The organism is Pseudoxanthomonas sp. GW835-FHT14C01, from assembly GCF_058793715.1.
Map to the genome: position 1 here is coordinate 908,751 of NZ_JBXAGB010000002.1, position 23,784 is coordinate 932,534.

Sequence of the window (23,784 nt, forward strand, 5' to 3'; positions counted from 1 at the left end):
TGCAGCAGCGGCCAGGTCTTCGAGGACCGCAACGGCAACGGCGTGCGCGATGCAGGCGAACCCGGCATTCCGGGTGTGAAGGTGTCCGACGGCGTGCATCTGGCGACCACCGATGCGGACGGCGAATACGACGTGCCCTATGAAGACGGGCGCACGCTGTTCGTCATCAAGCCAGCGGGTTACGACCTGTCGGTCCGGCCCGACGGCACGCCGGATTTCTGGCACAACCGGCAGTACCACCGGGGCCCGGCGCTGAAGTACGGCGGCATCCCGCAGCGCTTGCCGGGCTGCAGGCATTTCGGTCTGCGTCCCCACGGTGGAAGACCGAACGGCGGCGCGTTCGAGGCCTTGCTGCTCGCCGACAGCCAGACCGCGTCGGTGCAGGACGTGGACTACTACTGGCGCGACATCGTGCAGCCCCTGGTCGGCAAGCACGACGCATCGCTGGGGCTGACGCTGGGCGACATCGTCAACGACGACCTGGCGCTGTATCCCGAGATCCTGCGCACCACCATGAGCCTGCAGGTGCCTTGGTTGTTCATCCCGGGCAATCACGATCTCGATTTCGACGCGGCAAGCGATGAGGAATCGCTGCGTACCTTCCGCCACCGCCTCGGGCCCGACACGTTCGCCTGGGAAGAAGACGCCGTAACCTTCATCGGCCTGGACGACATCATCTACCGGCCCGGCGCGTCGCCCTCGTACTTCGGCGGCCTGCGCGAGGACCAGTTCGCCTTCCTGCAGGCGTACCTGCCGACCGTGCGCAAGGACCGGCTGCTGGTGATCGGCGTGCATATCCCGTTCTTCGAGGAAGGCCCGCGCGGATTCCGCGCTGCCGACCGTGAACGGCTGTTCGCGCTGCTGAAGGACGTTCCGCACGTGCTGCTGCTCAGCGGGCATACCCATACGCAGCGGCACTGGTACCACGATGCCGCCACCGGCTGGCACGGCCTGCAGCCGCTGCACGAGTACAACGTCGGCGCCGCGTGTGGCGCGTACTGGTCCGGCGTCAAGGATGCGCAGGGCATTCCCGCCGCGACGATGGCCGACGGCACGCCGAACGGCTACGCGCGACTCCGCGTGGGCGCGGGCGGCGAGTACGCGCTGTCCTGGCATCCGGCGCGTGCCGCGGACGACAGCGGCATCGGCCTGCATGCGCCGAAGGTGCTCAGACGGGGCGCATACCCCGCGTGGGGCGTCTATGCCAACGTTTACATGGGGGACGCGGATACCCGCGTCGAGTTCCGTGTCGATGGCGGCGAATGGAAAGCGATGAAGCGCGTCGAGCAGCCCGATCCGTCATTGCAAGTGGAAAACGTGCGCGACGATCTGGCCGATGCGTTGCGCGGCTACGATCGCTCGCCAGAGGCCGAACCCTCGCACCACCTGTGGCGCGGTGCGCTGCCCACCGACCTCGCCGAGGGCGAGCATCGCGTGGACGTGCGCGCATCCGATCGCTGGCGCGGAGAAACGACCACGCACACGACTTACCGTCTGCAGACCGCGGAGCCCTGAGCATGGCCGCGCCCGACCTCCCGACCGAACATTTCGCCGACGCCGCGGCCTGGGAACATTGGCTGGAGCGGCACTCCGCATCTGCAGGCGTATGGCTGAAGATCGCCAAGAAGGACGCCGGCGTTCCCTCGGTGACCTACGCGGAAGCGCTCGACGTCGCGCTATGCCATGGATGGATCGACGGACAGAAGAAGGGCCTCGATGCCCGGTTCTTCCTTCAGCGCTTCACCCCGCGCCGCGCGCGCAGCACCTGGTCGAAGGTCAACGTGGCGAAGATCGACATGCTGACAGCCGCCGGCCGCATGCGGCCGGCCGGGCAGCGCGAAGTCGAGGCCGCCAAGGCTGACGGGCGCTGGGACGCGGCCTATGACGGTGCGAAGTCGATGGACGTGCCGCCCGAACTCGCGAAGGCACTGGCGCTGGCCAGGCACCGCAAGGCGAAGGCCTTCTTCGACAGCCTGGACAAGACCAACCGTTACGCGGTGTGCTGGCGCGTGCAGACCGCGGTCAAGCCCGAGACGAAGCAGGCGCGGGTGGAGAAGCTGGTCGCCATGCTCGCGCGCGGCGAAAAGATCCACGGTTGAGCCCGCCGCGTCATGCGGGCGACGGCATGAGGCGCCGCAACCGGCTTCCCGCTCGCCAGGCCATCGACTTGAACGGTACGCCGCCGCCATCCATGGCCACGCGCCGGGGTCGCAGGCCCACGCGCCGCATCAGCGGCCGGGTCAGGTGGTTGAAGGCGAGCGCGCGGATCAGCGCCCGGGTCTGTGGTGTGTTGAAGATGATCGACAGCGAGATCGAGATGTCGTCGTCGCCGTTGCGGACGTGATGCCCCGACACGAACGGGATGTGCAGCGCCTCGCCGGGCGAAAAATCGAACGTGGTGCCCAGCGCCTCCGCTTCGGGGCGCCAGCCGGGCCGTTGGCCGGTCTTGGCGAAGAAGTGCTCGGTGTCTTCGTCCGACACCACGCGCGGGTCCCAGGGCGGGAAGACGGTGACCTGCTTGTTGCCGCGGAACTGCAACAGCAGCGTCGAGTAGCGGTCGATGTGGAACGGTGTGACGCTGCCGGGCGACGCGATGAACAGGTAGAGCATCGCGTCGTCGATGCCGTGGGCGACGCCGGCCATCCCGACCAGCGCCTCCACGTCCTGCTTGAGGTCCTCCAGCAGGGGACGGAAAGAGGCATCGGATTCGGGCTGGCGCACCATGATGTAGGCGTCGGTGGTGCGCAACTGCTCCAGCGCCGCCTGCAGGCCCAGTTCCGGGCGATGTTCGATATGGGCCCGGTCGAAGTTGTCCCCGAATTGAAGACGGCCGTTGGAGTGGAAGACCTGGCCCTTCGGCAGCGCCGGGATCGCCCGCGTGAGGTTCTCCAGCGAGAGGGCGGGATGCTCCAGCAGGCGGTGCCGGCAGACGGAGGCGCGACGATCCAGCGCGAGTTCGCCGGCATCGTCGTCAAGGCAGCGGAAGCGGGTCATGCGCGTGCATCCGGCATCGGCGGGTGGGCCTCACCGGTCAACGGGAACCCGCCAGGCGATCGGCCACCCCCCGTCGGCCGCGCCGGGGGTGGCCGGTACGCGCCGGGGCCGGCGTTCATGGACACGGGGAAGCCGCGCGCAAGGGGTGCGCTGGCACCGGGGTACAGGGGGAGTCATGGGTAGCTGTTTTTCAGCCGACGTGCCGGCGGCACGGATGGACCGTTCGCCGTTCAAGTTCCAGCATCAGCTCGTGGGCCATCCGGCACTGACCATCGAGGGACTGGCCGAGTCCCTGCCGCGGCTGCCGCGGGACAAGGTCATGTTCTCGAAAGGCCTGTCGGACCTGGCGATCGACTTCGACCGCGCCCATATCGATCATCGCAACGAACTGAGCCTGGAGCAGACGATCGAAACGATCCGCACCTCCAGTTCCTACATCGCCGTGCGCGATCCCGAGGACGATCCCGCCTTCCGCGGGCTGTACGAAGACCTGCGCGCCGAAGTCACCGACCTGCTGCGGCAGGGCGGCAAGTCGCGCGCGGTCTACGAGCCGCGCATGTGGCTGTTCATCGCCTCGCCCAACGCGATGACGCCGTTCCACTTCGACCGCTATTCCAACTTCCTGATGCAGATCCGAGGAAGCAAGCAGGTCGCCGTGTTCCCGAATTTCCGCGACGACATCGTGCCCAACGACGTATGCGAGGCCTACATGGCGCGGGAACCGTCGGTGCCGCTGTGGCGGGACGCACTCGACCTGCACGCGGAGAAGTTCGACTTCCAGCCCGGCGATGCGCTGCACATCCCGTACATCGCGGGCCATTACGTCAAGAACGGCGCCGAGGACGTATCGATCTCGCTGTCGTTCTTTTTCCAGACCGACGAGACCCTGCGCTGGTCCAACGCCATGCAGATGAACCATCGCCTTCGCAAATGGGGCCGGCCGCTGGGGTTTTCGCCCCATCCGGTGGGTCTGTCCGCCGCGCGCGACGACATGAAGGCGCGCCTGCTGCCGGCGGTGTCCGGTGCGGGAGCCGCCTTCCATAGGGTCAGGAACTGGCTGCGCCGGAAGCAGCCGGCGGTAGGCGCGTCCGCCATGGTGGCGATGGCGCCGTGGGTGGAAGGTCCGATGGCGGCGATGCTGGGCATCTGAAACCCGTCCGCCCGCAGGCTCAGCCCTGCGGGCGGCGCGTACTGACGCTGAGCCACGCGCCCGCCAGCAGCAGGACGATGGCGATGGCCTGGATCGGGTGCGCCTGCGCGCGACCCGAGGCTACCAGCAGCAGCGTGGACAACAGCGGCGCCAGATAGGACAGGCTTCCCAGCAGCGCGATGTCGCCATGCTTGGTGCCGTAGTCCCAGAGCCAGAATGCGGCGCCGACGGGGCCGATGCCCATCAGTACCAGTACCGCCCACTGGCCCGCCGTCGGCACGACGGTCCGTTCGCCCGACAGGTGGGCGATGGCGCCGAGCACGGCGACGCCCGCGCACGCCAGCGTGATGGCGGCGGTGGGCACATCGGCGTAACGCCGGTTGAGCACGGAGTACAGCGACCAGATCAGCGCCGCCCCCAGTGCGGCCAGATAGCCGGGGACATGGGCCGGCTCCACCTGCAGGCCGCGTCCCCGCGTCACCAGCAGCACGGCCGCCACCAGGCCGAGCGCGGTGCCCAGCCACTGGCCGGGACGCACCGAGACTCCGCCGATCAGTCCCGCGAACACCACGATCAGCAGTGGCCACAGGTAGTTCAGCAGATTGGCTTCCACGGCCGGCGCGCGCTTCAGCGCGATGAAGTAGAGCGCGTGGTAGCCGAACAGCGCCAGCGTCGACAGCGCGAGCGCCGGCAGTGGCTGGCGGAACTCGCGCCAGCCGTTGCGGCCGCGCAGCGCCGCACGCAGCAGGCCAAGCGCCGCCGCGATACCGAACCCGATCGCGAGTACCTGGAAAGGGGGCAGGGTGCCCGTCGCGGTGGTGAGCAGGGCAAGCGACGCCCACAGCAGGATCGCGACCAGCCCGATCAGCGTGGCCCGCCGCAGTGCGGCGGCGTCGCTCATGCGGCGGGTAGCTGGATGCCGGCGAACGTGTCGACGCGCGCGTGGCCGCGCGCGGCATCACCCGTGCGCGGTTGCGGATAGTCGTCCAGCCGGTCGATCAGTCGCGTCTGCAGGCCCGCTTCGCGCGCCGCATCGAGTTCTTCCACCACATCGGAGAGGAACAGGATGTCTTCCGGGATTACGCCGATGCGCTCGGCGATGGCGCGGTAGCTGTCCGCCTCGCGCTTGCCGCCGATTTCGGTGTCGAACCAGCCGGAGAACAGCGGGGTCAGGTCGCCCGCGTCGCTGTGGCCGAAGAACAGCTTCTGCGCCGGGACCGAGCCGGACGAGTACACGTACAGCGGATAACCCTGCGCGTGCCAGTCGCGCAGCGTCGGCGCGGCGTCGGGGTAGATGTGGGCGGTGAAATCGGCATCGCGATACCCTGCCTGCCAGATCATGCCCTGCAACGCTTTCAGGGCCGTGTGCTTGCGGTCCTGGTCGATCCAGCCCTGCAGCGTCTCGACGATGACATCGTCGCTGCAGATGCTACCGTGTTCGGCGGCCACCGCATCCAGCCAGCGGCGTACCTCCGGCTCCTGGCCATGCGCGCGCACGAAGCCGGGCAGGGCGCGGCGCGCGTACGGGAACAGCACATCCTTCACGAAGGAGATGCTGCTGGTGGTGCCTTCGATGTCGGTGAGGATGGCGGAAACGGGCATGGTGGTCTTCGGTGTTACTTGTAGAGCGGAGCTTGCTCCGCTGCTCTTTTTCGGATGGTTGTTCAGCCGAGCAAGCTCGGCTCTACGCATGGGTCAATGCCCGTCGGTCAGTCCGTCGTAGCGCGGGAACTGCTGTGCCAGCGTGGTGCCGGTGAAATGGCCCACCCAGCCGTCCGGCTCGGTGAAGAAGCGGATGGCGACGAAGCTCGGTTCCGGTCCCATGTCGAACCAGTGCAGCGTGCTGTCGGGCACGCCGATCAGGTCGTCCTTCACGCACTCGATCTCGTAGATCCTGTCGCCCACGTGCAAGGTGAACAGTCCGGAGCCGGCGACGAAGAAACGCACTTCGTCTTCCTTGTGGTAATGCTCGTCGAGGAACTTGGCGCGCATCGCCTCGCGCTGCGGGTTGTCCGGCGCGATGCTGACCACGTCCACCGTCTTGAAGCCCCGCTCGGCGACCAGCCGGTCGATGTCGGCGCGGTAGGCGTCGATCACCTCTTCCGGCGTCGCGCCGGGCGCGATGGCCTTGGTCGCCTTCCAGCGCTCGAACGTCACGCCGATCTTCTTCAGTTCGGTGGCGATGAAATCGGGATCGTAGCTGGCGAACTCCGGCGTGGCCGGGTCGGATTCGCGGAAGATGCGCAGACGGCTCATGGCGGCAGGGCGTGAGGCGGCGAGGGGCGGTTAGGGTACCAGACGTGCCCGCGCAGCCTGTTGCGGAAACGGAACGCTGCGATAACCGCCGGTTATCAGCGGCGGCAACCGAGCTTGCGCAGTTCCAGTTCGGCGGCGAACAGGAATTCGAAGGCTTCCAAGTGGCGGCGCGCCTCGGCCATCGTGCGACCCCAGGCGTACAGGCCGTGGCCGTCGATCAGGTAACCCCACAACGGCTGGCTGTCGAGCAGGGCGTCCACCTGCGCGGCGAGCGTGGGCATGTCCTGCGTGTTGGCGAACACCGGCACGTCGATCGCCATCTCGTGCGTGCTGTTGCCGTGGAAAGCCTTCAGCAGTTCGAAACCCTCCAGGCGGACGTGGCCGGCGCCGGCGAACAGGCGCGACGCCACGGTCTGCACCAGCGAGTGCGTGTGCAACACGCAGCCGATCTCGGGGTAACGACGGTACAGCTGCGTGTGCAGCAGCGTTTCCGCCGACGGACGATGCTCGCTGCCGACCGCCTTGCCGTCGAAATCCACCACCATGATGTCCGCTTCCACCAGCCGGCCCTTGTCGCGGCCTGACACGGTGATCGCGGCATGCCGCTCGTCCAGGCGCTGCGAGAAGTTGCTGCTGGTCGCCGGCGTCCAGCCCAGCTGCGCCAGTTCGCGCACGTTGGAGATGATGGAGTGCGCGCGGTCGCGCAACTGGTCGGCGTCGTAGGGCAGGGCGTTCATGCCCGCCAGTTTACCGCCTGCGCCGGTTCACGGGCCGGCGTGCGCGGGGCGTCGCGCGAAACCGCGGTATGCCGCCAGGGCCAGCAGGGCGACCACGATGCCGCCGACCAGCGTCTTCACCGGCGTGGAGTACACCAGCAGCCCGCAGGCCAGCAACGCCCCCATGCCGATGATGCGGTCGCCCCGCGAGGCGGGACGCGCGGGCGTGCCCAGCATCAGGCTGAGCGCGGCGGCGACATAGGCCATCACCACCAGCGTCACCACCATGTTGATGATGGTTTCGAACTGGCCGGACACCGTCGGCGACAGCGTCAGCACCGCCAGCACCGTCATCGACAGCGTGATGATCAACAGGCCCCAGCCCGCCGACCCGTTCGCGCGCAGGCGACCGAAGATGGCGGGCAGGAAGCCGCGTTGCGCGGCGCGTGCGCCGGACTCGCCAGTGACCAGCATCCAGCCGCCGAGCGTGCCCGTGGCCTTGAGTGCGGCGGCGGCGGCGATCACGGGGATCGCCCATTCGCCGAACATGCGTCCTGCGACCAGCGCGAACGGAGCGCCGGAATCGGCCAGTTCGGCGGCCGGCACGATGCCCATCATCAGCACCGACGACGCCAGATAGACCAGGCCGGCGATGACGATGCCGCCGAGCGTGGCGATGGGCACGTTGCGGGCCGGGTCGCGCACCACGCCGGCGACCATCGCGCCGGTTTCCAGGCCGACGAAGGCCCAGAAGATCGGTGCCAGCGAGCCGAACACGACGTGCGCATCCGACTCCCCGGAGACATTCCAGGCCGCACGGTAGATGTCGGCGTCGAAACTGCCCCAGCCCCAGATCAGGATCGCGGCGACGGGCAGCAGGCCCAGCACCACGCACAGCGACTGGAAGCGTGCGATGGCGCGCGGGCCGAACAGGTTCAGCGCGAACATCAGCCAGATCAGTGCGATCTGACCGAGCACCCGCGTCATCGTGCCGTCGCCGACCGGCAGCAGCAGCGCGAGATAGCCGAACGCCGCCACCGCGATGGCGTTGTTGCCGATCCACGACGAAATCCAGTACAGCGTGGCCGACAGGAAGCCCATGTCGCGGCCGAGCGCCGGCCGCACATAGTCGTCAGGGCAGTCCAGCTGGGGGTAGTCGCGCACCAGCCGGGCGAAGGTCGCGCCGAGCAGGACCGCCAGGACGGTCGCCAGCAGCCAGCTCAATGCCGTCACGCCGCCGGAACGCGCCAGCGTGGCGGGCAGCAGGAAGAAGCCGGAGCCGATCATGTTGTTGGCGACCGAGAAGGTCGCCAGGACTGGTCCGATCTTGCGGGGCGTGGCGTCGGTCATGCGGTGTCGTCGAGAACGGTGGAAGGCGGGAGCGGATTTTCCCGCGCCCAAACGAAGGATGGCGCGTTTCCGCGCCATCCGGGAGTGCCTCAGCCGTGGTCAGGCCTGGGGACCTTCGTGGAACGGAGGCTCGGGATCGATCCGGGGACCACCGTCCGGTCCCTTCAGGCCCTTGCCCAGGTCGCTGTGCCGATAGCCGTAGGCCCAGTAGATGATCAGGCCCAGGATCGCCCAGCCGAAGAACAGGCCGATGGTGTACATCGACAGGTTCAGGAACAGCAGCAGGCAGCCGGCGATCGCCAGCGGGCAGATCAGCCACACCATCGGCGTGCGGAACGGACGATGGCGCAGCGGATCGCGCTTGCGCAGGATCAGCACCGCCGCCGCGACGGCCATGAACGCGAACAGCGTGCCCGAGTTGGAGATGTCGGCCAGGATGCCGACCGGGAACAGCGCCGCGAACAGCGCCACGAACGCGCCCGTGATCAGGGTGACCACGTGCGGCGTGTGGAACTTCGGATGCACCTTCGACAGCACCGGCGGCAGCAGGCCGTCGCGCGACATGGTGAAGAAGATTCGGGTCTGGCCGTACAGCATCATCAGGATGACCGACGGCAGCGCCAGCGCGGCGGCCATGCCGATCGCATTGCCGATGCCCGCGAAGCCCATCACCTTCAGTACGTGGGCCAGCGGCTCCTTGCTGCAGACCAGTGCGTCGCTGCCGACGCAGGCCGCGGCCAGTTCCGGCGTGCCGGGATGGAAGGCCACGCCATTGGCGTCGAACATCGGCTGCGCGCCATTCGCGCCGACCGCGCCGTAGCTGACCAGCATGTAGAAGATGGTACAGACCGCCAGCGAACCGATCAGGCCGATCGGGATGTTGCGGTTCGGGTTCTTGGTTTCCTCGGCCGCGGTGGACACCGCGTCGAAGCCGACGTAGGCGAAGAAGATCGAAGCGGCCGCGCCCAGCACACCGATGCCGCCCATCGGGCTGCCCCAGCCCGTCGGGAAGAACGGCTGGAAGTTGACGTCCTTCGCCGCCGGCACCGCGATGGCGATGAACAGCGTGAGCGCCGCGACCTTGACCAGCACCAGGATCGCGTTGACCTTGGCCGACTTGGACGTGCCGATCACCAGCAGGCCGGTGACCGCCAGTGCGATGGTGAAGGCGAGCAGGTTGAAGGTGCCGCCGTCCATGGGGCCGCTCTGCAGTGCCCGGGGGAGTTCCCATCCCGCGCTGCTGAGCAGACCGTTGACGTAGCCCGACCAGCCGACGGACACCGCGCCTGCGGCGACCGCGTACTCGAGGACGAGCGCCCAGCCGACGGTCCAGGCGATCGCTTCGCCCAGCACGCCATAGGTATAGGTGTACGCGGAGCCGGAGACCGGCACCATCGACGCCAGTTCCGAATAGGCCAGCGCGGCCAGGCCGCAGACGACGGCGGCGATCACGAAGGCGATCATCATGCCGGGGCCGGCCTTCTGGCCCGCTTCGGCGGTGAGGACGAAGATGCCGGTACCGATGATGGCGCCGATGCCCAGCATGGTGAGCTGGAAGCCGCCCAGTTGGCGTTTCAGAGATTTCTTCTCTGCCGTTTCAAGAATCTTGTCGAGCGGCTTGACGCGCCAAAAGAGCATCGTGTGGTCCCCATAGCTGAACGGCTGTCCCCTGCCGGCCGGCAGGGGGTTATCCGCCGTACCTTGCCAAACCGGCTTGTCGATCACAAGCGCGACCGCAGCATGGGAAGCGATAATGCGGGGCCGTCCGCCCCGCCCTCAGAACAAATCTCTGCCATGTCAGTCGCTTACAACGATCTCCGCGCCCAGATCATCGATTACGTCGGACGTTGGCCGATGGAACAGGCCGTGGCGGAACAGTTCCTGGCGCTGCTCGACGACCCGGCCGATCCCTTCCGCCGCGAGCGGCGGGAGGGCCACCTGACCGGCGGCTGCTGGCTGGTCAGCGGCGACGGCCGGCGCATCCTGATGACCCACCATCGCAAGCTCGGCCGCTGGCTGCAGCTCGGTGGTCACGCCGACGGCGATACCGACATGGCGCGGGTGGCGTTGAAGGAGGCGGAGGAAGAATCCGGGCTGGCGGACCTGGCCGTCGAGGGCGGCATCTTCGACCTGGACCGCCACTGGATTCCCGAGCGCAAGGACGTGCCCGGCCACTGGCATTACGACGTGCGTTACGTGATCCGGGCCAACGGCAGCGAGGACTATGCGGTCAGCGAGGAGTCGCTGGACCTGGCGTGGCGCGACATCGCGCCCATGGTGGCCGACGACGATGTGTCGATCAGCCGGATGGCCCGCAAGTGGCTGGCGCGCAACGCCGACGCATAGGGCGGGCCTTGGCCCGCCGCTTCTCGCGACTCAATAGAGAACGCGGACCCGCAGCGTGCCCGGGATCGCCGCCATCGCCTCGCGCAGGCTGGTCGTCTGTTCCTCGTCGGCGGTCACGTCGATGACCACGTAGCCGACCTTGGGGTCCGTGCGCAGGAACTGGCCGTCGATGTTGATGCCGCGGTCGCGGAAGATGTCGTTGATCTGCGACAGCACGCCCGGCACGTTACGGTGGATGTGCAGGATGCGGCGGCTGCCGTCGTGGCCGGGCAGGGTGACTTCGGGGAAATTCACCGACGACAGCGTGCTGCCGTTGTCGCTGTAGCGCACCAGCTTGGCCGCCACTTCGATGCCGATGTTGTCCTGCGCTTCCAGCGTGCTGCCGCCGACGTGCGGCGTGAGGATGACGTTGTCGAGGCCGCGCAGGGGCGATTCGAAGGCGTCGGCGTTGCCCTTCGGCTCGACGGGAAACACGTCCACCGCCGCGCCGCCCACCCGGCCCGATTTCAGCGCGTCGGCCAGCGCATCGATGTCCACGACCGTGCCGCGCGAGGCATTGATGACGTGCGCGCCACGCTTCATCTTCGCGATCTGCGTCGCGCCGAACATGTCCTTGGTGGCCGACGTCTCCGGCACGTGCAGCGTCACCACGTCGCTCTGCGCCAGCAGGTCATCGAGGCTCACGGCAGCGCGGGCATTGCCCAGCGACAGCTTGGTCTCGATGTCGTGGAAGAGCACCTGCATGCCCAGCGCCTCGGCCAGCACGCCGACCTGCGTGCCGATATGGCCATAGCCGATGATGCCCAGCGTCTTGCCGCGCACCTCGTGGCTGCCGGCGGCCGACTTGCTCCAGCCGCCGCGATGGCATTCGGCGTTCTTCTGCGGAATGCCGCGCATCAGCAGGATGGCCTGCGCGATCACCAGCTCGGCCACGCTGCGGGTATTGGAGTAGGGCGCATTGAAGACCGGGATGCCGGCCAGTTCCGCCGCGTCCAGGTCCACCTGGTTGGTGCCGATGCAGAAGCAGCCCACCGCAATCAGGCGGCGGGCCTGCGCCAGCACGTCCTCGCTCAGGTGGGTGCGCGAACGGATGCCGACGATATGGGCGTCGGCGATGCGCTGTTTCAGTTCCGCTTCCGGCAGCGACTTCTCGTGGAATTCGATCTGCGAGTAGCCCGCCGCGCGGAACGTCTCCACAGCCGTCTGGCTGACCCCTTCCAGCAACAGCACGCGGATGTCCTGCTTCGGGTACGAGGTCTTCTTGATCGACATTGCCGGAAAGGTCGCAGCGGAGGGGAAAGGGTCGTCACTATGCCAGATGGACGACATCGATGGTGCGGCGCGCCATGGAAAGCTCGGTTGCCGTTTTTTTGGCTTGGTTGCCCCTGAAACCAAGGCGGTGTCGGCTGGACGCGGCACGGCATCGCTGGCACGCTGGGCGCCCCCGAAAGTCCTGCCCCGCAATGAGCGATCCGCGCCTGGAAGCCCTGCAGCATGCCGTTCCGGCATTGCGCCTGAAGACCGATCCCGCCGATCTGGAGCACTACGGCCGCGACTGGACCCGCCGCTGGAACCCGGCACCGCTCGCGATCGCACTGCCTGCCAACGTCGATGAAGTGCAGGCGGTCGTGCAGTGGGCCAATGCGCATCGCGTTGCCATCGTACCGTCGGGCGGGCGTACCGGTCTGTCGGGCGGCGCCGTCGCCGCGAACGGCGAACTGGTGCTCAGCCTGGAACGGATGAACCAGGCGCTGGATTTCAATGCCGTGGACCGCACGCTGACCGTGCAGGCCGGCATGCCGCTGGAAGCGGTGCACAACGCCGCGCGCGAGCACAACCTGGTCTATCCGGTGGACTTCGCCGCACGCGGCTCCTGCGCGATCGGCGGCAACATCGCGACCAATGCCGGCGGCATCCGCGTGATCCGCTACGGCAACACGCGCGAATGGATCGCCGGCCTGAAGGTGGTCACCGGCGCCGGCGACGTGCTCGAGCTCAACAAGGCGCTGATCAAGAACTCCAGCGGCTACGACCTGCGCCATCTGTTCATCGGTTCCGAGGGTACGCTGGGCATCGTCGTCGAAGCGACGGTGCGGCTGACCGATCCGCCGCCGCCGACCAACGTCATGCTGCTGGCGCTGCCGTCGTTCGAGGTCCTGATGGAGGTCTTCGCCGCGTTCCGTGAGCGCCTGCAGCTGGAGGCGTTCGAATTCTTCACCGACCGCGCGCTGCACCACGTGCTGGCGCATGGCGCGCAGAAGCCGTTCGACGAGATCCATCCGTATTACGTCGTCACCGAGTTCGCCATCGGCGACGAAGCGAAGGAAGCTGCGGCGATGGCGGCGTTCGAGGCCTGCATGGAGCAGGGCTGGGTCAGCGATGGCGTGATCAGCCAGTCCGACGCGCAGGCCGCACAGCTGTGGCGCCTGCGCGAAGGCATCACCGAATCGCTGGCGCGCCAGGTGCCGTACAAGAACGACGTGTCCGTGCGCATTTCCGCCATGCCGGCCTTCCTCGCCGAAACGCAGGCGTTGCTGGGCGAGGCGTACCCGCAGTTCGAGGTGGTGTGGTTCGGCCACATCGGCGACGGCAACCTGCACATCAACGTCCTGAAGCCCGATGGCATGGAGAACGCGGACTTCGTCACGCAATGCGAGCAGGTGACGAAACTGCTGGCCGCGTCGCTGAAGCGCCATCAGGGCAGCATCTCGGCCGAGCACGGCATCGGCCTGGTCAAGAAGGGCTATCTGGAAAGCACGCGCAGCACCGAAGAAATCGCCGTGATGCGCGGCATCAAGCAGGTGCTGGATCCGAATGGGCTGATGAATCCGGGCAAGCTCTTCGACAGCTGACAATAGTGGCGGATTCAGCCTCGCGGCATCGAATGCGGGTAGTCTTTGCGCACCGCGCCGCTAAGGGCGTTCCCCTGTCTGGAAATTCCATGTCCCGATTGATCCTGGCCGGCACGTTGCTGGCGTTTTCCGTGCCGGCCTTCGCCGGTAGCTTCGCCGGCTCTTCCGCCGGTGCTTCGTCGGCCGGCTCGTCGGCGTCGTCCGACAGTTCGTCCGGTGACGACAAGATCGTCGTGCAGGCACGCGAAGACGCCGCCAGCTTCGTCGCCAGCGATGGTCGCATCCGCGGTGCCCAGCTCGAAGCCGCGCTGCGCCACCTGCGCGAGAAGGACGAAGCCGCGCGCAAGGCCAGCGACATGCAACTGGCGCAGGCCATCCTGGCCCGCTGATGGCGGCGCGTCGGCCCTGGGGCCGGCGCATCGCCGTGCTCCTGCTGTGGGCATGGCTCGGGCAGGCCGCGACGGCGGCCGCGCTCGATATCGATTCCGCCGGACTCGCGCCGGACGATCTCATGGCCACCCAGGCGCTGGTCGACGACGTGCTGGCGCAACTGCCTGCGGCATGGCGCGCTGGCGTGCCCTCCGATCTCATCCTGCAATGGCGCGATGATCTGCCTGAGCATGTCGCGGGTCGACGGCTGGGCAGTCACATTCTCCTGCCGCGCCATCTGCTGTACGCATGGAAGACCCGAGACAAGGCGTCTCCGGACGATGCATCGGTGCAGGCGGTCCGTGCGGCGCTGGTACACGAACTCGCCCACAGCTACGACCGCGAGCAGCGCAACGTACTTTCCGGTGACCCACGCCTGCGCGATCTCGCCGGATGGCAGCGCAGCGTCTTCGCTCTGGCGGGCCGGCGCTCGCGCAACGACTTCGTCGCGCGCACGCCAGACCCCTACGAGTTGGAGCGTCCCTCCGAATTCGTGGCGGTGAACCTGGAGCATTTCGTGCTCGATCCCGGCTACGGCTGCCGGCGTCCGGCCCTGCACCGGCATTTCGCCATGCACTTCGATGTATCGGCCACGAAGGATGCATGTGCGCAGGGACTGCCGTTCCTGGACGTGGATGCCGAAGCGGGCGAGGCCTCGCTGTTGGCCCTGGACCCGTCGCGCGTCTACGCGGTCGACTACCTGCTGGCCGAGGGCAACACGCAGGCGATGAGCCGCTGGGGCCACAGCATGCTGCGGCTGGTGATCTGCGCGCCCGGGCGTGAGCCCGGACCAGACTGCCGCTTCGATCTGGCGCACCATCGCATCCTGTCGTTTCGTGCCTTCGTCGGCGACGTGCAGATCTCCGGCTGGCGAGGGCTGACCGGTTCGTATCCGTCGCGCCTGTTCCTGCTGCCGCTGGACCAGGTGATCGAGGAGTACACCCGGATCGAGCTGCGCGGCCTGCAGTCCATTCCGCTGCACCTGGACACGGGTGAAGTCGGCTCGTTGCTGGAACGCGCCGCCCAGTTGCACTGGAGCTATGACGGTCGCTACTACTTCATCAGCAACAACTGCGCCGTGGAGACGTGGAAATTGCTGCACGACGGCGTGCCACGCCTGGCCGCCGAGCCGCTGGCCAGCATCACGCCGACCGGGCTGCTCAGGAAGCTGGAGCGGCATGGCATCGCGGATGCCCGTGTGCTGGACAATGCGGACGACGCACGCCGGCTCGGCTACTACTTCGAGCCGATGAGCGCGCGGTACGACGCCTTGTTCGCCGTCGCACGCGAGGCACTGTCGCTGCCGCAGCCGGATGCGCAGGCCTGGCTGTCGTTGTCGCCGACCGAGCGCGCCGCCTGGTTGCCGCAGGCCGGCCTGCGTGCCAGTGCGGCCCTGCTGGTGCTGGAGAACGCCGCGCAGCGTCGCCAGCAATTGCGGCTGCGCGATGCGTTGAAGCGGCGCTATCTGGGCAGGAACGCGCCGGACGACATCGCGCAGGCGTTGGATGCGCTACGGACGTGGCTGGGCGACACCGGCTTCGTCAGTCGACCTTCCGAGCTGGTACCGGAGGGATACGGGCTTCCCCAGTCCGACGAGCGTGCACGGGTCGCCGAGGTGGCGCGCGTGCGCGTGACGCGCCTGCGCGAACAGGACGGTGCGTTGAGGAGAGAACTGGAGCGCTGGTTGCCCGCCGAGCAGCGCGAGGTGCTGCGGGGGATCGAGGCGAACCTCAGAACGATCGGTGCGCGCCTGCGCGCAGGGGATGCGGCAGGCGCGTCGTAGCCGTGGCTCAGTCGGCGCGGCCGCCGAACTCGCCGGTGGTCGTGTTGACCAGGATGCGTTCGCCGTTGGTGATGTACTCCGGCACCATGATCTCGATGCCGGTGCTCAGCCTGGCCGGCTTCGGGCGTTTGGTGGCGGTGCCGCCCTTCAGCTCTGGCGGCGTCTCGATCACTTCCAGCGTCACGTGCTGCGGCAGCTGCAGCGCGACCGGCAGTTCGTCGATCACCTGCACGTAGCAGCCCGCGAGGCCGTCGGTGATGTAGCCGGCGTCGTCGCCGATGACATTGGCGTCCAGCGTGTAGGGGGTGTAGTCCTCGTCGTCGAGGAACACGAACGCATCGCCGTCCTTGTAGGAATACGTCGCCTGGCGGCGCAGCAGCTCCACTTCGGACAGGTTGTCGTCGGCGTCGAAGCTGGCATCCAGCTTGTTGCCGCCGGGCACGCTGTACATGATGAAGCGGAAGCGCACGTTGCCGCCGCGGCCCTGCGGCGAACTGCGCTCGATGTCGCGGATCTGGTATACGCCGCCGTTGTGTTCGACGACGTTGCCCTTCTTGATGTCGAAAGCTTTCATATGGGTGCGAGGAGTGAGTGGAGAGGAGTGAGGATTGAGCGGAAGGGCGGGAGCGGCTGTACCTCACTCCTCCCCACTCGCGTCTGCTTACCTGGGTGCGAGCCGCACGGCGCCATCGAGGCGGATGGTTTCGCCGTTGAGGTAAGGATTGCCGAGGATGTAGGCGACCAGGTCGGCGAATTCCTCCGGCTTGCCCAGGCGCGACGGGAACGGGATCGACGCGCCGAGCGACTGCTGCACGGCCTCGGGCATGCCGTCGACCATCGGCGTCCAGAAGATCCCCGGCGCCACCGTCATCACGCGGATGCCGAAGCGGGATAGTTCACGCGCCATCGGCAGCGTCATGCCGACCACGCCGCCCTTCGATGCCGAATACGCGGCCTGGCCGATCTGGCCTTCATAGGCGGCCACGCTGGCGGTGTTGACGATGATGCCGCGCTCGCCGTCGGCATTCGACGCGTTGTGCTGCATCAGGTCGGCGGCCGCCTTGGCCACGTTGAAACTGCCGACCAGGTTGACCATCACGGTGGTCTGGAACGTGGACAGCGGCATCGGCGCTTCCTTGCCCAGCACGCGGCCCGCGCCGAGGATGCCGGCGCAGTTGATCGCCGCATTCAGGCCGCCGAGGAAGGCTTTCGCCGCCGCGACATTTGCCGCCACCCCCGCCTCATCGGTCACATCGGTGCGGACGTAGCGGGCGTTGGCTTCGCCGAGTTCGGCGACGGCGGCGGCGCCCTTGTCGTCGTTGACGTCGAACAGCGCGGCCTTGCCGCCATGGGCGACCAGATGGCGGGCGACGGCCAGGCCGAGGCCGGAAACGCCACCGGTGATGACGGCGCGGGTATCGGAAAGCTGCATGCGGCGGACCTGCTGCGGAAAGGGCCGCATTTTACGCGATGGCGGGGGCAGCGGTGCCATGATCCAGGTGTAGGAGCGACGTGAGTCGCGACCGCGAGCCATGGCAGGCATGGTCTTTTGTCCGCGCGGAAACCATGGCCATCCAGTGTCGATGCCTTGCGGTTGAGGACGCTGGGGCGGAGGGGCTGCGGTCGCGACTCACGTCGCTCCTACAGGGTCTGCCAACCTTCAGGCGTGCAACGCCCGCTCCAGCGGGGCATCGGCGAGGCGGCGCGCGAATTCGTCCGGCGACAGGCCGGGGGCGAACAGGAAACCCTGGCCTACGGGTACGCCGAGGTTGAGCAGGAACTGGCGCTGGGCTTCCGATTCCACGCCTTCGGCGACCAGTCCGAGGCCCAGACTGCGTGCGATGGCCGAGACGGCCTGGCAGACCGCGACGTCGGAGCGGTTGTTCGGTACGCCTTCGGTAAACAAGGGGCTCAGCTTCAGGCCGTGGATGGGCAGGCGGCGCAGGTAGTTCAGTGCGCTGTAGCCCTCGCCGAAATCGTCGATGGTCAGCAGCACGCCCAGCTGTCGCAGGTCGGCGAAGGTGCGCAGCGTGGCCGGGGCGTCCTCGATCAGCACGCGCTCGGTGAACTCCAGTTCCAGCGCACTGCCGGGCAGGTCGAACTCGGCGAGGATCGTGCGCACGCGATCGGCGAGGTCGTCGCCGGCGAACTGCCGGTACGACACATTCACCGCCACCCGCACGATGCCCAGGCCCTGGTCGCGCCACGCGGCGATCTGCCGGCAGGCTTCGCTCAACACCCAGCTGCCGATGCGCACGATGTCGCCGGTGGTTTCGGCGTGGCTGATGAACACGTCAGGCCGCAATTCGCCCAGCTGGTGGTTCTGCCAGCGGATCAGCGCCTCGCCCGCGATGATGCGGCCGTTGCGCAGGTCGACCTGCGGCTGGTAGACGAGGCGGAATTCCTCGTTGTCCACCGCACGGCGCAGTTGGGTCTCGATCTGCAGGCGGTCCTGCTGCCGCTGCGCCAGCTCCTGGGTGAAGCTCTGCCAGCCGTTGCGTGCGCGATGCTTGCTGTCGTACATCGCGATGTCGGCGTTCTGGATCAGCTGTTGCGGCCGCAGGCCGTCGCCCGGCGCCACCGCCAGGCCGATGCTGGCGGTGATGGCGAATTCGTCCTTGCCGAAGCGGAAGGCGTCGGCGAACGCGCCGAGCACCGCATGCGCCATGGCCTCGGGCAGGTGCGGGTCGTCGCCGGCGTCGCAGATCACCAGGAATTCGTCGCCGCCGAAGCGCGCGATCATGCCGTCGGTGCCGACCGCGCCGCGGATGCGGTCGGAGGCCTGCACCAGCAGTTCGTCGCCGGCGTTGTGGCCCAGCACATCGTTGACCATCTTGAAGCGGTCGAGGTCGATGTAGAGCACGGCGACGCGTGAGCGTTCGGGATCGGACAGCCGCGCGCCGAGTTCGGTCAGCACGGCGTCGCGGTTCATCAGCCCGGTCAGCGGGTCGGTGCGCGCCTGGATGCGCAGCATTTCCTCGGCCTGCTTGTCCTGCGAGATGTCCTGCATGGTGCCGGTGATGCGCGACGCACCCGGATCGCCCGGCTCGGCATCGCCGATCACGCGGATCCAGAACGGATGGCCATCGGCCTGCGTGCCCTGCAATTCCAGATCGAAGCCCTGTCCACCGGCGGTGATCAGGTCCAGCGCGCTGCGCAGGCGCCGCCGGTCGGTCTCGCGCAGGCACGACAGCATGTCGGCCAGCGTGACCAGCGGCCGTGCCGCGCCGAGGATGCGCTGGGCTTCGTCGGTCAGGTACATGCGGTCGCGGCCGAGGTCCCATTCCCAGCCGCCGATGTGCGCCAGCGACTGCGCGCGGTCGAACAGCGCGCTGTCGCGCTTGAGTTCGGTGACGTCGCTGAACAGCGTGCTCACCTGTGCCGGCACGCTCGCGCCCGGCGCGAACTGCGGGACGGAGGTGGCGGTGAGCCAGAGCAACTGCTTCTTCTCGCGGTGGTAAAGCCCGAGCAGCACGCTTTCGACCATCTGCCCGCTGTCGAGCGCGCGCTGGGCGGGCAGTTCGTGGCGCGCCATCTCGCGCCCGTGCTCGTCGACGATGTGCCAGCGGCCCAGCGCCAGTTCCTGGTCGGCGCGCTGGTCCTCGCGGATGCCGAAGATGCGCATGGCGGCGCCATTGCAGTACTGCACTTCCAGGTCGCGGTTCTGGACCACGATGCCCTTGTCGATCGTCTCCATCAACTCGCGGTAGCGCATCTCCGCCAGCCGGCGGCTGCTGATGTCGCGAGCGACGGCGACGATGCTCTTGCGGCCATCGAAGTTGATGTTGGCCGAATGCACTTCGACGGGGAAGCGCGTGCCGTCGCCGCGCATGTTGGTGACCTCGATGACGTAGGTCTCGCCACGGTTCAGCGTTTCCCAGACCGGCACCAGGTGGTCGCGCGGCAGATCGGGGTTGAGCACGTTGATGTTGCGGCCGACGATTTCGTCGCGTGGCCGCTTGTACGCCGTCGTCCCGGCGCGGTTGAGGTCGAGGATGGTGCCGTCCTCGGCGATGATGCTGACCGGGTCCGGGACGGCGTCGAACAGGTTGCGGTAGCGCGAGCGTTCCGTGTCCGCTTCGTGCTGCTTGGCGACGATCGCGTCGCGTGCCTGCAGCAGCAGGTCCGCCGTTTCCGGATCGGCGCCGTTGGCCCCGGCCGCGTGTTCGAGTGCAGCGGCCAACGCCCTCACGTCGACGTCGCTGGCCGGGCCGTGGCTCATGCGGCCGCCAGGGCCTTGCCGACGCGGCTGCCGGTTTCGCGCCCCAGCTTCGCCGCCAGCCAGCGGCCGGTGTCCGCCAGCAGATCCAGGTCCACGCCGGTGCGCAGGCCCAGGCCGTGCAGCAGGTACACCACGTCCTCGCTGGCGACGTTGCCGCTGGCGCCTTTCGCGTAGGGGCAGCCGCCCGCGCCCGACACGGCGGAATCCACCACCCGCACGCCCCCGTCCAGGCAGGCCAGGATGTTCGCCAGCGCCTGCCCGTAGGTGTCGTGGAAATGCACCGCCAGCGCTGGCATCGGCACCTCGCTGGCGACGGCCGCCAGCATCTCGGCGGCCTTGCGCGGGGTGCCGACGCCGATGGTGTCGCCCAGCGAGATCTCGTAGCAGCCGAGCGCGTGCAGCTGGCGGGCCACGCGGACCACGTCCGTCACCGGGACCTCGCCCTGGTACGGGCAACCGAGCACGGTGGAGACGTAGCCACGCACCTTCACGCCATCGGCCGCCGCGCGTTCCAGCACCGGGCGGAAACGTTCGATGGATTCGTCGATGGAGGCGTTGATGTTCTTGCGGGTGAAGGCTTCGGACGCGGCGGTGAACACCGCCACTTCCTCGACCCCGACCCCGCGTGCGCGGTCGTAGCCCGTCTCGTTCGGCACCAGTACGGGATAGGCCGTCCCCGGCCGTCGTTGGATGGCGGCGAAGACCTCGGCGGCATCGGCCAGCTGAGGCACCCATTTGGGACTGACGAAACTGGTCGCCTCGATGCTGAGCAGGCCGGTACGCGACAGCCGGTCGATCAGTTCCACCTTGTCGGCGGTGGCCACAAGGTTTTTTTCGTTCTGCAGGCCGTCGCGCGGTCCTACCTCGACGATGCGGACGAAATCCATGCTGGAGGAGGGAAGGGAACTCATGAGCGCTTCCCTTCCTTGGCGCGGCGCATGCGCAACGTCTTGTCGCGGCCATCGAAGGCGTCGAAGAGGTCGGGCTCGGACTGCAGCAGCGCGCGCAGCTGCGCCGGCGCGCCTTCGAAGACGTAGCTGCTCGCATCGGCCTCGCGCGCCTTCAACGAACCCTGCTGCACGCGTTGCATGATGTCCACCGTGTCGAGCATCGCGATCTGCAGCGTATCGTCGCTGATGCGGTACTTCAGCAGCGTGACCGCAGCGGCCGGCATGCCGTCCGGGATGGGCGGTGCGGCGGCCTTGCCGGTGCCGAACAGGCCTTCCAGATCTTTGAAACCGAGCGCGAGGTAGCGGTCGCCGTCCAGTTCGAAGCCGAGCGCGTCGAACTGCGGCGCATCGGCGCGTCCGGCATCGTGCAGGCGTACGCGGCAGGCAGCATCGACCTCGGCGTAGTCGTCCTTGCCCAACGGCACGCGGTCCTGCGGGCTGCCAGGCAGGGGAATCCAGCGCCCGACCAGCGCGGGATCGCAGGCCAGCGGTGCCGGCGGCTGTTCGAACATCACGCAGCCGCCCAGTGCGCCGGCTACCAGCAGCGCGGCGGCGACGCGCCATGACGCATGCAGGGCCGACCTCACTCCAGCGCCGCCAGCACGGTGTCGGCTTCGACGAAATCGCCGGCCGCCGCACGCACTTCCGCCACCACGCCGGCACGCGGCGCCTTGACGGCCAGTTCCATCTTCATCGCTTCCATCACCAGCAGCTCCTGTCCTGCCTCCACGCTGTCCCCCACCTGCGCCTTGACCATGACCACGCGGCCCGGCATCGGCGCGATGATGCGGCTGTCGCCGCCACCATCCCCGCCCGCCGTCCGCCGATACGCCGGCACCGTCTCCAGCGTCGCGCGCCGGTCGCCGTCGTGCAGGGTGAGCCGATGGCCACGGCGATGGACGCGCAGGCGTCGTGCCTGATCATGGATACGCAATTCGAGCAGCCCGGCGGTCAACCGTGCGCCCTCGACAGGGTGCGTCGCGCCGTCGATTTCGATGGCATAGCGTCCGTGGTGGCCATGAGCCCGTGCTTCCCAGCGCCGATCGCGGTGCTGGAAGGCCAGTGGCCGGCGGCCGGCATGGCCCAGGCGCCAGCCATCGGCGATGGCCCAGGGCGATCCGGGGTCTGCCGATGCCGCCGCGGCGCGGCGGGCGGAGGCTTCCTGGTCCAGCAGCGCCGCCACGGCGGCACCGACCTGCAGCTCCGTCGTCAGGGTAGGCGCCGGCATGAACTCGTCCAGATGGCGGTCGAGATACCCGGTATCGATGCGGCCTTCCACCACCGCAGGGTGCCGGGCGAGTTGTTCGAGGAAGCCGATGTTCGATTTCGGCCCGACGATGTCGCAGTCCGCCAGGGCGTCGCGCAAACGGGCCAGCGCGGTGGGGCGGTCTTCGCCCCAGACGATCAGCTTGGCGATCATCGGGTCGTAGAAGATCGTGACCAGGTCGCCTTCCACCACGCCGGCGTCCAGGCGCACGTGCGCCGAGGGCGTCGGCAGCACCAGCGATTCGAGCCGTCCGGAGCCGGGCAGGAAGCCGGCCTCCGGATCTTCCGCATACAGGCGGACTTCGATGGCGTGGCCGCGCTGCGCGATGGCGTCCTGCGCCAGCGGCAACGGTTCGCCCGCGGCCACGCGCAGCTGCCATTCCACCAGGTCGAGACCCGTCACCATCTCGGTGACCGGATGCTCCACCTGCAGGCGGGTGTTGATCTCCATGAAATAGAACCGGCCATCGGGATCGACGATGAATTCCACCGTGCCTGCATTGGCGTAATCGATGGCCTGCGCCGCCAGCACCGCGGCGTCGCCCATCGCCATGCGCAGGGCAGGGGTCAGGAACGGCGAGGGCGATTCTTCCAGTACCTTCTGGTAGCGGCGCTGCGCCGAGCACTCGCGCTCGTTGAGGTGCAGGGTGTGGCCATGCGTGTCGGCGAACACCTGGATCTCGATGTGGCGCGGCGACTGCACGTAGCGTTCCAGCAGCACGCGGTCACGGCCGAACGCATTGGCGGCTTCGCGCTGGCAGCTCTCCAGCTGGGCGATGAAGTCCTCCAGCCGATGCACCACACGCATGCCCTTGCCGCCGCCTCCATGCGCGGCCTTGATCATCAGCGGGAAGCCGATGCGCGCGGCTTCGCGCGACAGCGTGTTCGGGGACTGGTCCTCCCCGGTGTAGCCGGGCACCACCGGTACGCCGGCGGCCGCCATCAGTTCCTTGGCGCCGGCCTTGCTGCCCATCTTGCGCATCGACGCGCCGGAAGGCCCGATGAACACCATGCCGGCCGCCGTGACGGCATCGGCGAAGTCGGCGTTCTCGGACAGGAAGCCGTAGCCGGGATGGATGGCCTGGGCGCCGGTCCGTTTCGCCGCCTCGATGATGACGTCGCCGCGCAGGTAGCTGTCGGCCGGACGCGGGCCGCCGATCCGCACGGCCTCGTCCGCCTGGCGCACGTGCTGCGCATCGGCATCGGCGTCGGAATACACGGCGACGGTGCGGATGCCGAGTCGCCGGCAGGTGCGGATGACGCGGCAGGCGATCTCGCCGCGGTTGGCGATCAGGATCTTGGAGAACATGCGGTCAGCCTTCCCTTTCAAGGGGAGGGTTGGGTGGGGATGGCGCGGCTGTTTGCGGGATCAACGAGTCGAGCATCACTTCAACCACCCCTTCGATGTTGTCGAAAACGTCATTGTTCCAAAACCTGACCCCTTGAAGGGGAGGACTCTGGATCGCGGCG

Annotated in this window: 21 protein-coding genes; 7 read left to right on the forward strand and 14 right to left on the reverse strand. The window is 68.1% G+C overall.

Annotated features, from left to right (window positions below):
* The first annotated feature begins 42 nt into the window (after window positions 1–42).
* Both AC1Q5B_RS11120 and AC1Q5B_RS11125 read left to right on the forward strand, forming a co-directional pair.
* A complete protein-coding gene (locus AC1Q5B_RS11120; RefSeq protein ID WP_492631719.1) occupies window positions 43–1,515 on the forward strand; it encodes a calcineurin-like phosphoesterase C-terminal domain-containing protein in 1,473 nt (490 codons plus the stop codon).
* A 2-nt stretch (window positions 1,516–1,517) separates the two neighbouring features.
* Entirely contained in the window at window positions 1,518–2,099 is a 582-nt protein-coding gene (locus AC1Q5B_RS11125) for a YdeI/OmpD-associated family protein (protein WP_492631720.1), read from the forward strand.
* A gap of 10 nt (window positions 2,100–2,109) precedes the next feature.
* Here AC1Q5B_RS11125 and AC1Q5B_RS11130 read toward each other — a convergent pair whose 3' ends face one another.
* Window positions 2,110–2,994 carry a cupin-like domain-containing protein gene (locus AC1Q5B_RS11130; RefSeq protein ID WP_492631721.1) on the reverse strand — a complete coding sequence of 295 codons (885 nt, stop codon included), beginning with the start codon at window positions 2,992–2,994 and terminating at the stop codon, window positions 2,110–2,112.
* Between the two features lie 214 nt (window positions 2,995–3,208).
* On the opposite strand from AC1Q5B_RS11130, the gene AC1Q5B_RS11135 reads away from it, so the two are divergent.
* Window positions 3,209–4,144 carry a cupin-like domain-containing protein gene (locus tag AC1Q5B_RS11135; RefSeq protein ID WP_492631722.1) on the forward strand — a complete coding sequence of 312 codons (936 nt, stop codon included), beginning with the start codon at window positions 3,209–3,211 and terminating at the stop codon, window positions 4,142–4,144.
* A 19-nt stretch (window positions 4,145–4,163) separates the two neighbouring features.
* On the opposite strand, the gene yddG is transcribed toward AC1Q5B_RS11135, so the two are convergent.
* From yddG to AC1Q5B_RS11165, 6 genes are all read right to left on the reverse strand, one after another.
* Entirely contained in the window at window positions 4,164–5,045 is an 882-nt protein-coding gene (gene yddG / locus AC1Q5B_RS11140; RefSeq protein WP_492631723.1) for an aromatic amino acid exporter YddG, read from the reverse strand.
* Window positions 5,042–5,746 carry an acireductone synthase gene (gene mtnC / locus AC1Q5B_RS11145; RefSeq protein ID WP_492631724.1) on the reverse strand — a complete coding sequence of 235 codons (705 nt, stop codon included), beginning with the start codon at window positions 5,744–5,746 and terminating at the stop codon, window positions 5,042–5,044. The genes yddG and mtnC overlap by 4 nt, the downstream gene beginning before the upstream one ends.
* A 93-nt stretch (window positions 5,747–5,839) precedes the next feature.
* Window positions 5,840–6,400, reverse strand: a complete 561-nt coding sequence (locus AC1Q5B_RS11150; protein ID WP_492631725.1) for a 1,2-dihydroxy-3-keto-5-methylthiopentene dioxygenase — start codon at window positions 6,398–6,400, stop codon at window positions 5,840–5,842.
* Between the two features lie 95 nt (window positions 6,401–6,495).
* Window positions 6,496–7,137, reverse strand: coding sequence for a methylthioribulose 1-phosphate dehydratase (locus tag AC1Q5B_RS11155; RefSeq protein WP_492631726.1), 642 nt, complete (start codon window positions 7,135–7,137; stop codon window positions 6,496–6,498).
* Window positions 7,138–7,164: 27 nt separating this feature from the next.
* Window positions 7,165–8,466, reverse strand: a complete 1,302-nt coding sequence (locus AC1Q5B_RS11160; RefSeq protein ID WP_492631727.1) for an amino acid permease — start codon at window positions 8,464–8,466, stop codon at window positions 7,165–7,167.
* A gap of 99 nt (window positions 8,467–8,565) precedes the next feature.
* Window positions 8,566–10,104: an amino acid permease gene (locus AC1Q5B_RS11165; RefSeq protein WP_492631728.1), complete on the reverse strand. Its 1,539-nt coding sequence runs from the start codon at window positions 10,102–10,104 to the stop codon at window positions 8,566–8,568.
* 156 nt (window positions 10,105–10,260) lie between these two features.
* On the opposite strand from AC1Q5B_RS11165, the gene AC1Q5B_RS11170 reads away from it, so the two are divergent.
* A complete protein-coding gene (locus tag AC1Q5B_RS11170; RefSeq protein ID WP_492631729.1) occupies window positions 10,261–10,812 on the forward strand; it encodes an NUDIX hydrolase in 552 nt (183 codons plus the stop codon).
* A 30-nt stretch (window positions 10,813–10,842) separates the two neighbouring features.
* On the opposite strand, the gene serA is transcribed toward AC1Q5B_RS11170, so the two are convergent.
* Complete coding sequence (gene serA / locus AC1Q5B_RS11175) at window positions 10,843–12,084, reverse strand: phosphoglycerate dehydrogenase (protein WP_492631730.1); 1,242 nt, start codon at window positions 12,082–12,084, stop codon at window positions 10,843–10,845.
* 191 nt (window positions 12,085–12,275) lie between these two features.
* On the opposite strand from serA, the gene AC1Q5B_RS11180 reads away from it, so the two are divergent.
* The 3 genes from AC1Q5B_RS11180 (at window position 12,276) to AC1Q5B_RS11190 (ending at window position 15,876) form a co-directional block, all read left to right on the forward strand.
* Entirely contained in the window at window positions 12,276–13,664 is a 1,389-nt protein-coding gene (locus AC1Q5B_RS11180; protein ID WP_492631731.1) for an FAD-binding oxidoreductase, read from the forward strand.
* A gap of 89 nt (window positions 13,665–13,753) precedes the next feature.
* Window positions 13,754–14,053 (forward strand): DUF2388 domain-containing protein, encoded by a 300-nt coding sequence (locus tag AC1Q5B_RS11185; RefSeq protein ID WP_492631732.1) that lies wholly within the window; start codon window positions 13,754–13,756, stop codon window positions 14,051–14,053.
* On the forward strand, window positions 14,053–15,876 hold the full coding sequence (locus AC1Q5B_RS11190) for a DUF7844 domain-containing protein (protein ID WP_492631733.1): 1,824 nt from the start codon (window positions 14,053–14,055) through the stop codon (window positions 15,874–15,876). The genes AC1Q5B_RS11185 and AC1Q5B_RS11190 overlap by 1 nt, the downstream gene beginning before the upstream one ends.
* A 7-nt stretch (window positions 15,877–15,883) precedes the next feature.
* Here AC1Q5B_RS11190 and yeiP read toward each other — a convergent pair whose 3' ends face one another.
* From yeiP to AC1Q5B_RS11220, 6 genes are all read right to left on the reverse strand, one after another.
* Window positions 15,884–16,450 (reverse strand): elongation factor P-like protein YeiP, encoded by a 567-nt coding sequence (gene yeiP, locus AC1Q5B_RS11195; protein WP_492631734.1) that lies wholly within the window; start codon window positions 16,448–16,450, stop codon window positions 15,884–15,886.
* Between the two features lie 87 nt (window positions 16,451–16,537).
* The gene (locus tag AC1Q5B_RS11200) at window positions 16,538–17,308 is read right to left on the reverse strand and encodes an SDR family NAD(P)-dependent oxidoreductase (protein ID WP_492631735.1); all 771 of its coding nucleotides are present in this window, start codon (window positions 17,306–17,308) and stop codon (window positions 16,538–16,540) included.
* A 228-nt stretch (window positions 17,309–17,536) separates the two neighbouring features.
* Complete coding sequence (locus tag AC1Q5B_RS11205) at window positions 17,537–20,098, reverse strand: sensor domain-containing protein (RefSeq protein ID WP_492631736.1); 2,562 nt, start codon at window positions 20,096–20,098, stop codon at window positions 17,537–17,539.
* Window positions 20,095–20,985: a hydroxymethylglutaryl-CoA lyase gene (locus AC1Q5B_RS11210; protein ID WP_492632091.1), complete on the reverse strand. Its 891-nt coding sequence runs from the start codon at window positions 20,983–20,985 to the stop codon at window positions 20,095–20,097. The genes AC1Q5B_RS11205 and AC1Q5B_RS11210 overlap by 4 nt, the downstream gene beginning before the upstream one ends.
* A 20-nt stretch (window positions 20,986–21,005) precedes the next feature.
* On the reverse strand, window positions 21,006–21,635 hold the full coding sequence (locus AC1Q5B_RS11215; protein WP_492631737.1) for a hypothetical protein: 630 nt from the start codon (window positions 21,633–21,635) through the stop codon (window positions 21,006–21,008).
* Entirely contained in the window at window positions 21,632–23,623 is a 1,992-nt protein-coding gene (locus tag AC1Q5B_RS11220; RefSeq protein WP_492631738.1) for an acetyl/propionyl/methylcrotonyl-CoA carboxylase subunit alpha, read from the reverse strand. Before AC1Q5B_RS11220 ends, AC1Q5B_RS11215 begins: the two co-directional genes overlap by 4 nt.
* Window positions 23,624–23,784: the final 161 nt, after the last annotated feature.

Excerpts from the sequence above, each read along its gene's own strand:
- AC1Q5B_RS11210 (WP_492632091.1), bottom strand. The coding sequence starts at position 20,985 with ATGGATTTCGTCCGCATCGTCGAGGTAGGACCGCGCGACGGCCTGCAG.
- AC1Q5B_RS11200 (WP_492631735.1), bottom strand. The coding sequence starts at position 17,308 with ATGCAGCTTTCCGATACCCGCGCCGTCATCACCGGTGGCGTTTCCGGC.
- yeiP (WP_492631734.1), bottom strand. The coding sequence starts at position 16,450 with ATGAAAGCTTTCGACATCAAGAAGGGCAACGTCGTCGAACACAACGGC.
- yddG (WP_492631723.1), bottom strand. The coding sequence starts at position 5,045 with ATGAGCGACGCCGCCGCACTGCGGCGGGCCACGCTGATCGGGCTGGTC.
- mtnC (WP_492631724.1), bottom strand. The coding sequence starts at position 5,746 with ATGCCCGTTTCCGCCATCCTCACCGACATCGAAGGCACCACCAGCAGC.
- AC1Q5B_RS11205 (WP_492631736.1), bottom strand. The coding sequence starts at position 20,098 with ATGAGCCACGGCCCGGCCAGCGACGTCGACGTGAGGGCGTTGGCCGCT.
- AC1Q5B_RS11190 (WP_492631733.1), top strand. The coding sequence starts at position 14,053 with ATGGCGGCGCGTCGGCCCTGGGGCCGGCGCATCGCCGTGCTCCTGCTG.
- AC1Q5B_RS11185 (WP_492631732.1), top strand. The coding sequence starts at position 13,754 with ATGTCCCGATTGATCCTGGCCGGCACGTTGCTGGCGTTTTCCGTGCCG.
- AC1Q5B_RS11165 (WP_492631728.1), bottom strand. The coding sequence starts at position 10,104 with ATGCTCTTTTGGCGCGTCAAGCCGCTCGACAAGATTCTTGAAACGGCA.
- AC1Q5B_RS11160 (WP_492631727.1), bottom strand. The coding sequence starts at position 8,466 with ATGACCGACGCCACGCCCCGCAAGATCGGACCAGTCCTGGCGACCTTC.
- AC1Q5B_RS11150 (WP_492631725.1), bottom strand. The coding sequence starts at position 6,400 with ATGAGCCGTCTGCGCATCTTCCGCGAATCCGACCCGGCCACGCCGGAG.
- AC1Q5B_RS11130 (WP_492631721.1), bottom strand. The coding sequence starts at position 2,994 with ATGACCCGCTTCCGCTGCCTTGACGACGATGCCGGCGAACTCGCGCTG.
- AC1Q5B_RS11180 (WP_492631731.1), top strand. The coding sequence starts at position 12,276 with ATGAGCGATCCGCGCCTGGAAGCCCTGCAGCATGCCGTTCCGGCATTG.
- AC1Q5B_RS11170 (WP_492631729.1), top strand. The coding sequence starts at position 10,261 with ATGTCAGTCGCTTACAACGATCTCCGCGCCCAGATCATCGATTACGTC.
- AC1Q5B_RS11155 (WP_492631726.1), bottom strand. The coding sequence starts at position 7,137 with ATGAACGCCCTGCCCTACGACGCCGACCAGTTGCGCGACCGCGCGCAC.
- AC1Q5B_RS11220 (WP_492631738.1), bottom strand. The coding sequence starts at position 23,623 with ATGTTCTCCAAGATCCTGATCGCCAACCGCGGCGAGATCGCCTGCCGC.
- AC1Q5B_RS11125 (WP_492631720.1), top strand. The coding sequence starts at position 1,518 with ATGGCCGCGCCCGACCTCCCGACCGAACATTTCGCCGACGCCGCGGCC.
- serA (WP_492631730.1), bottom strand. The coding sequence starts at position 12,084 with ATGTCGATCAAGAAGACCTCGTACCCGAAGCAGGACATCCGCGTGCTG.
- AC1Q5B_RS11135 (WP_492631722.1), top strand. The coding sequence starts at position 3,209 with ATGGACCGTTCGCCGTTCAAGTTCCAGCATCAGCTCGTGGGCCATCCG.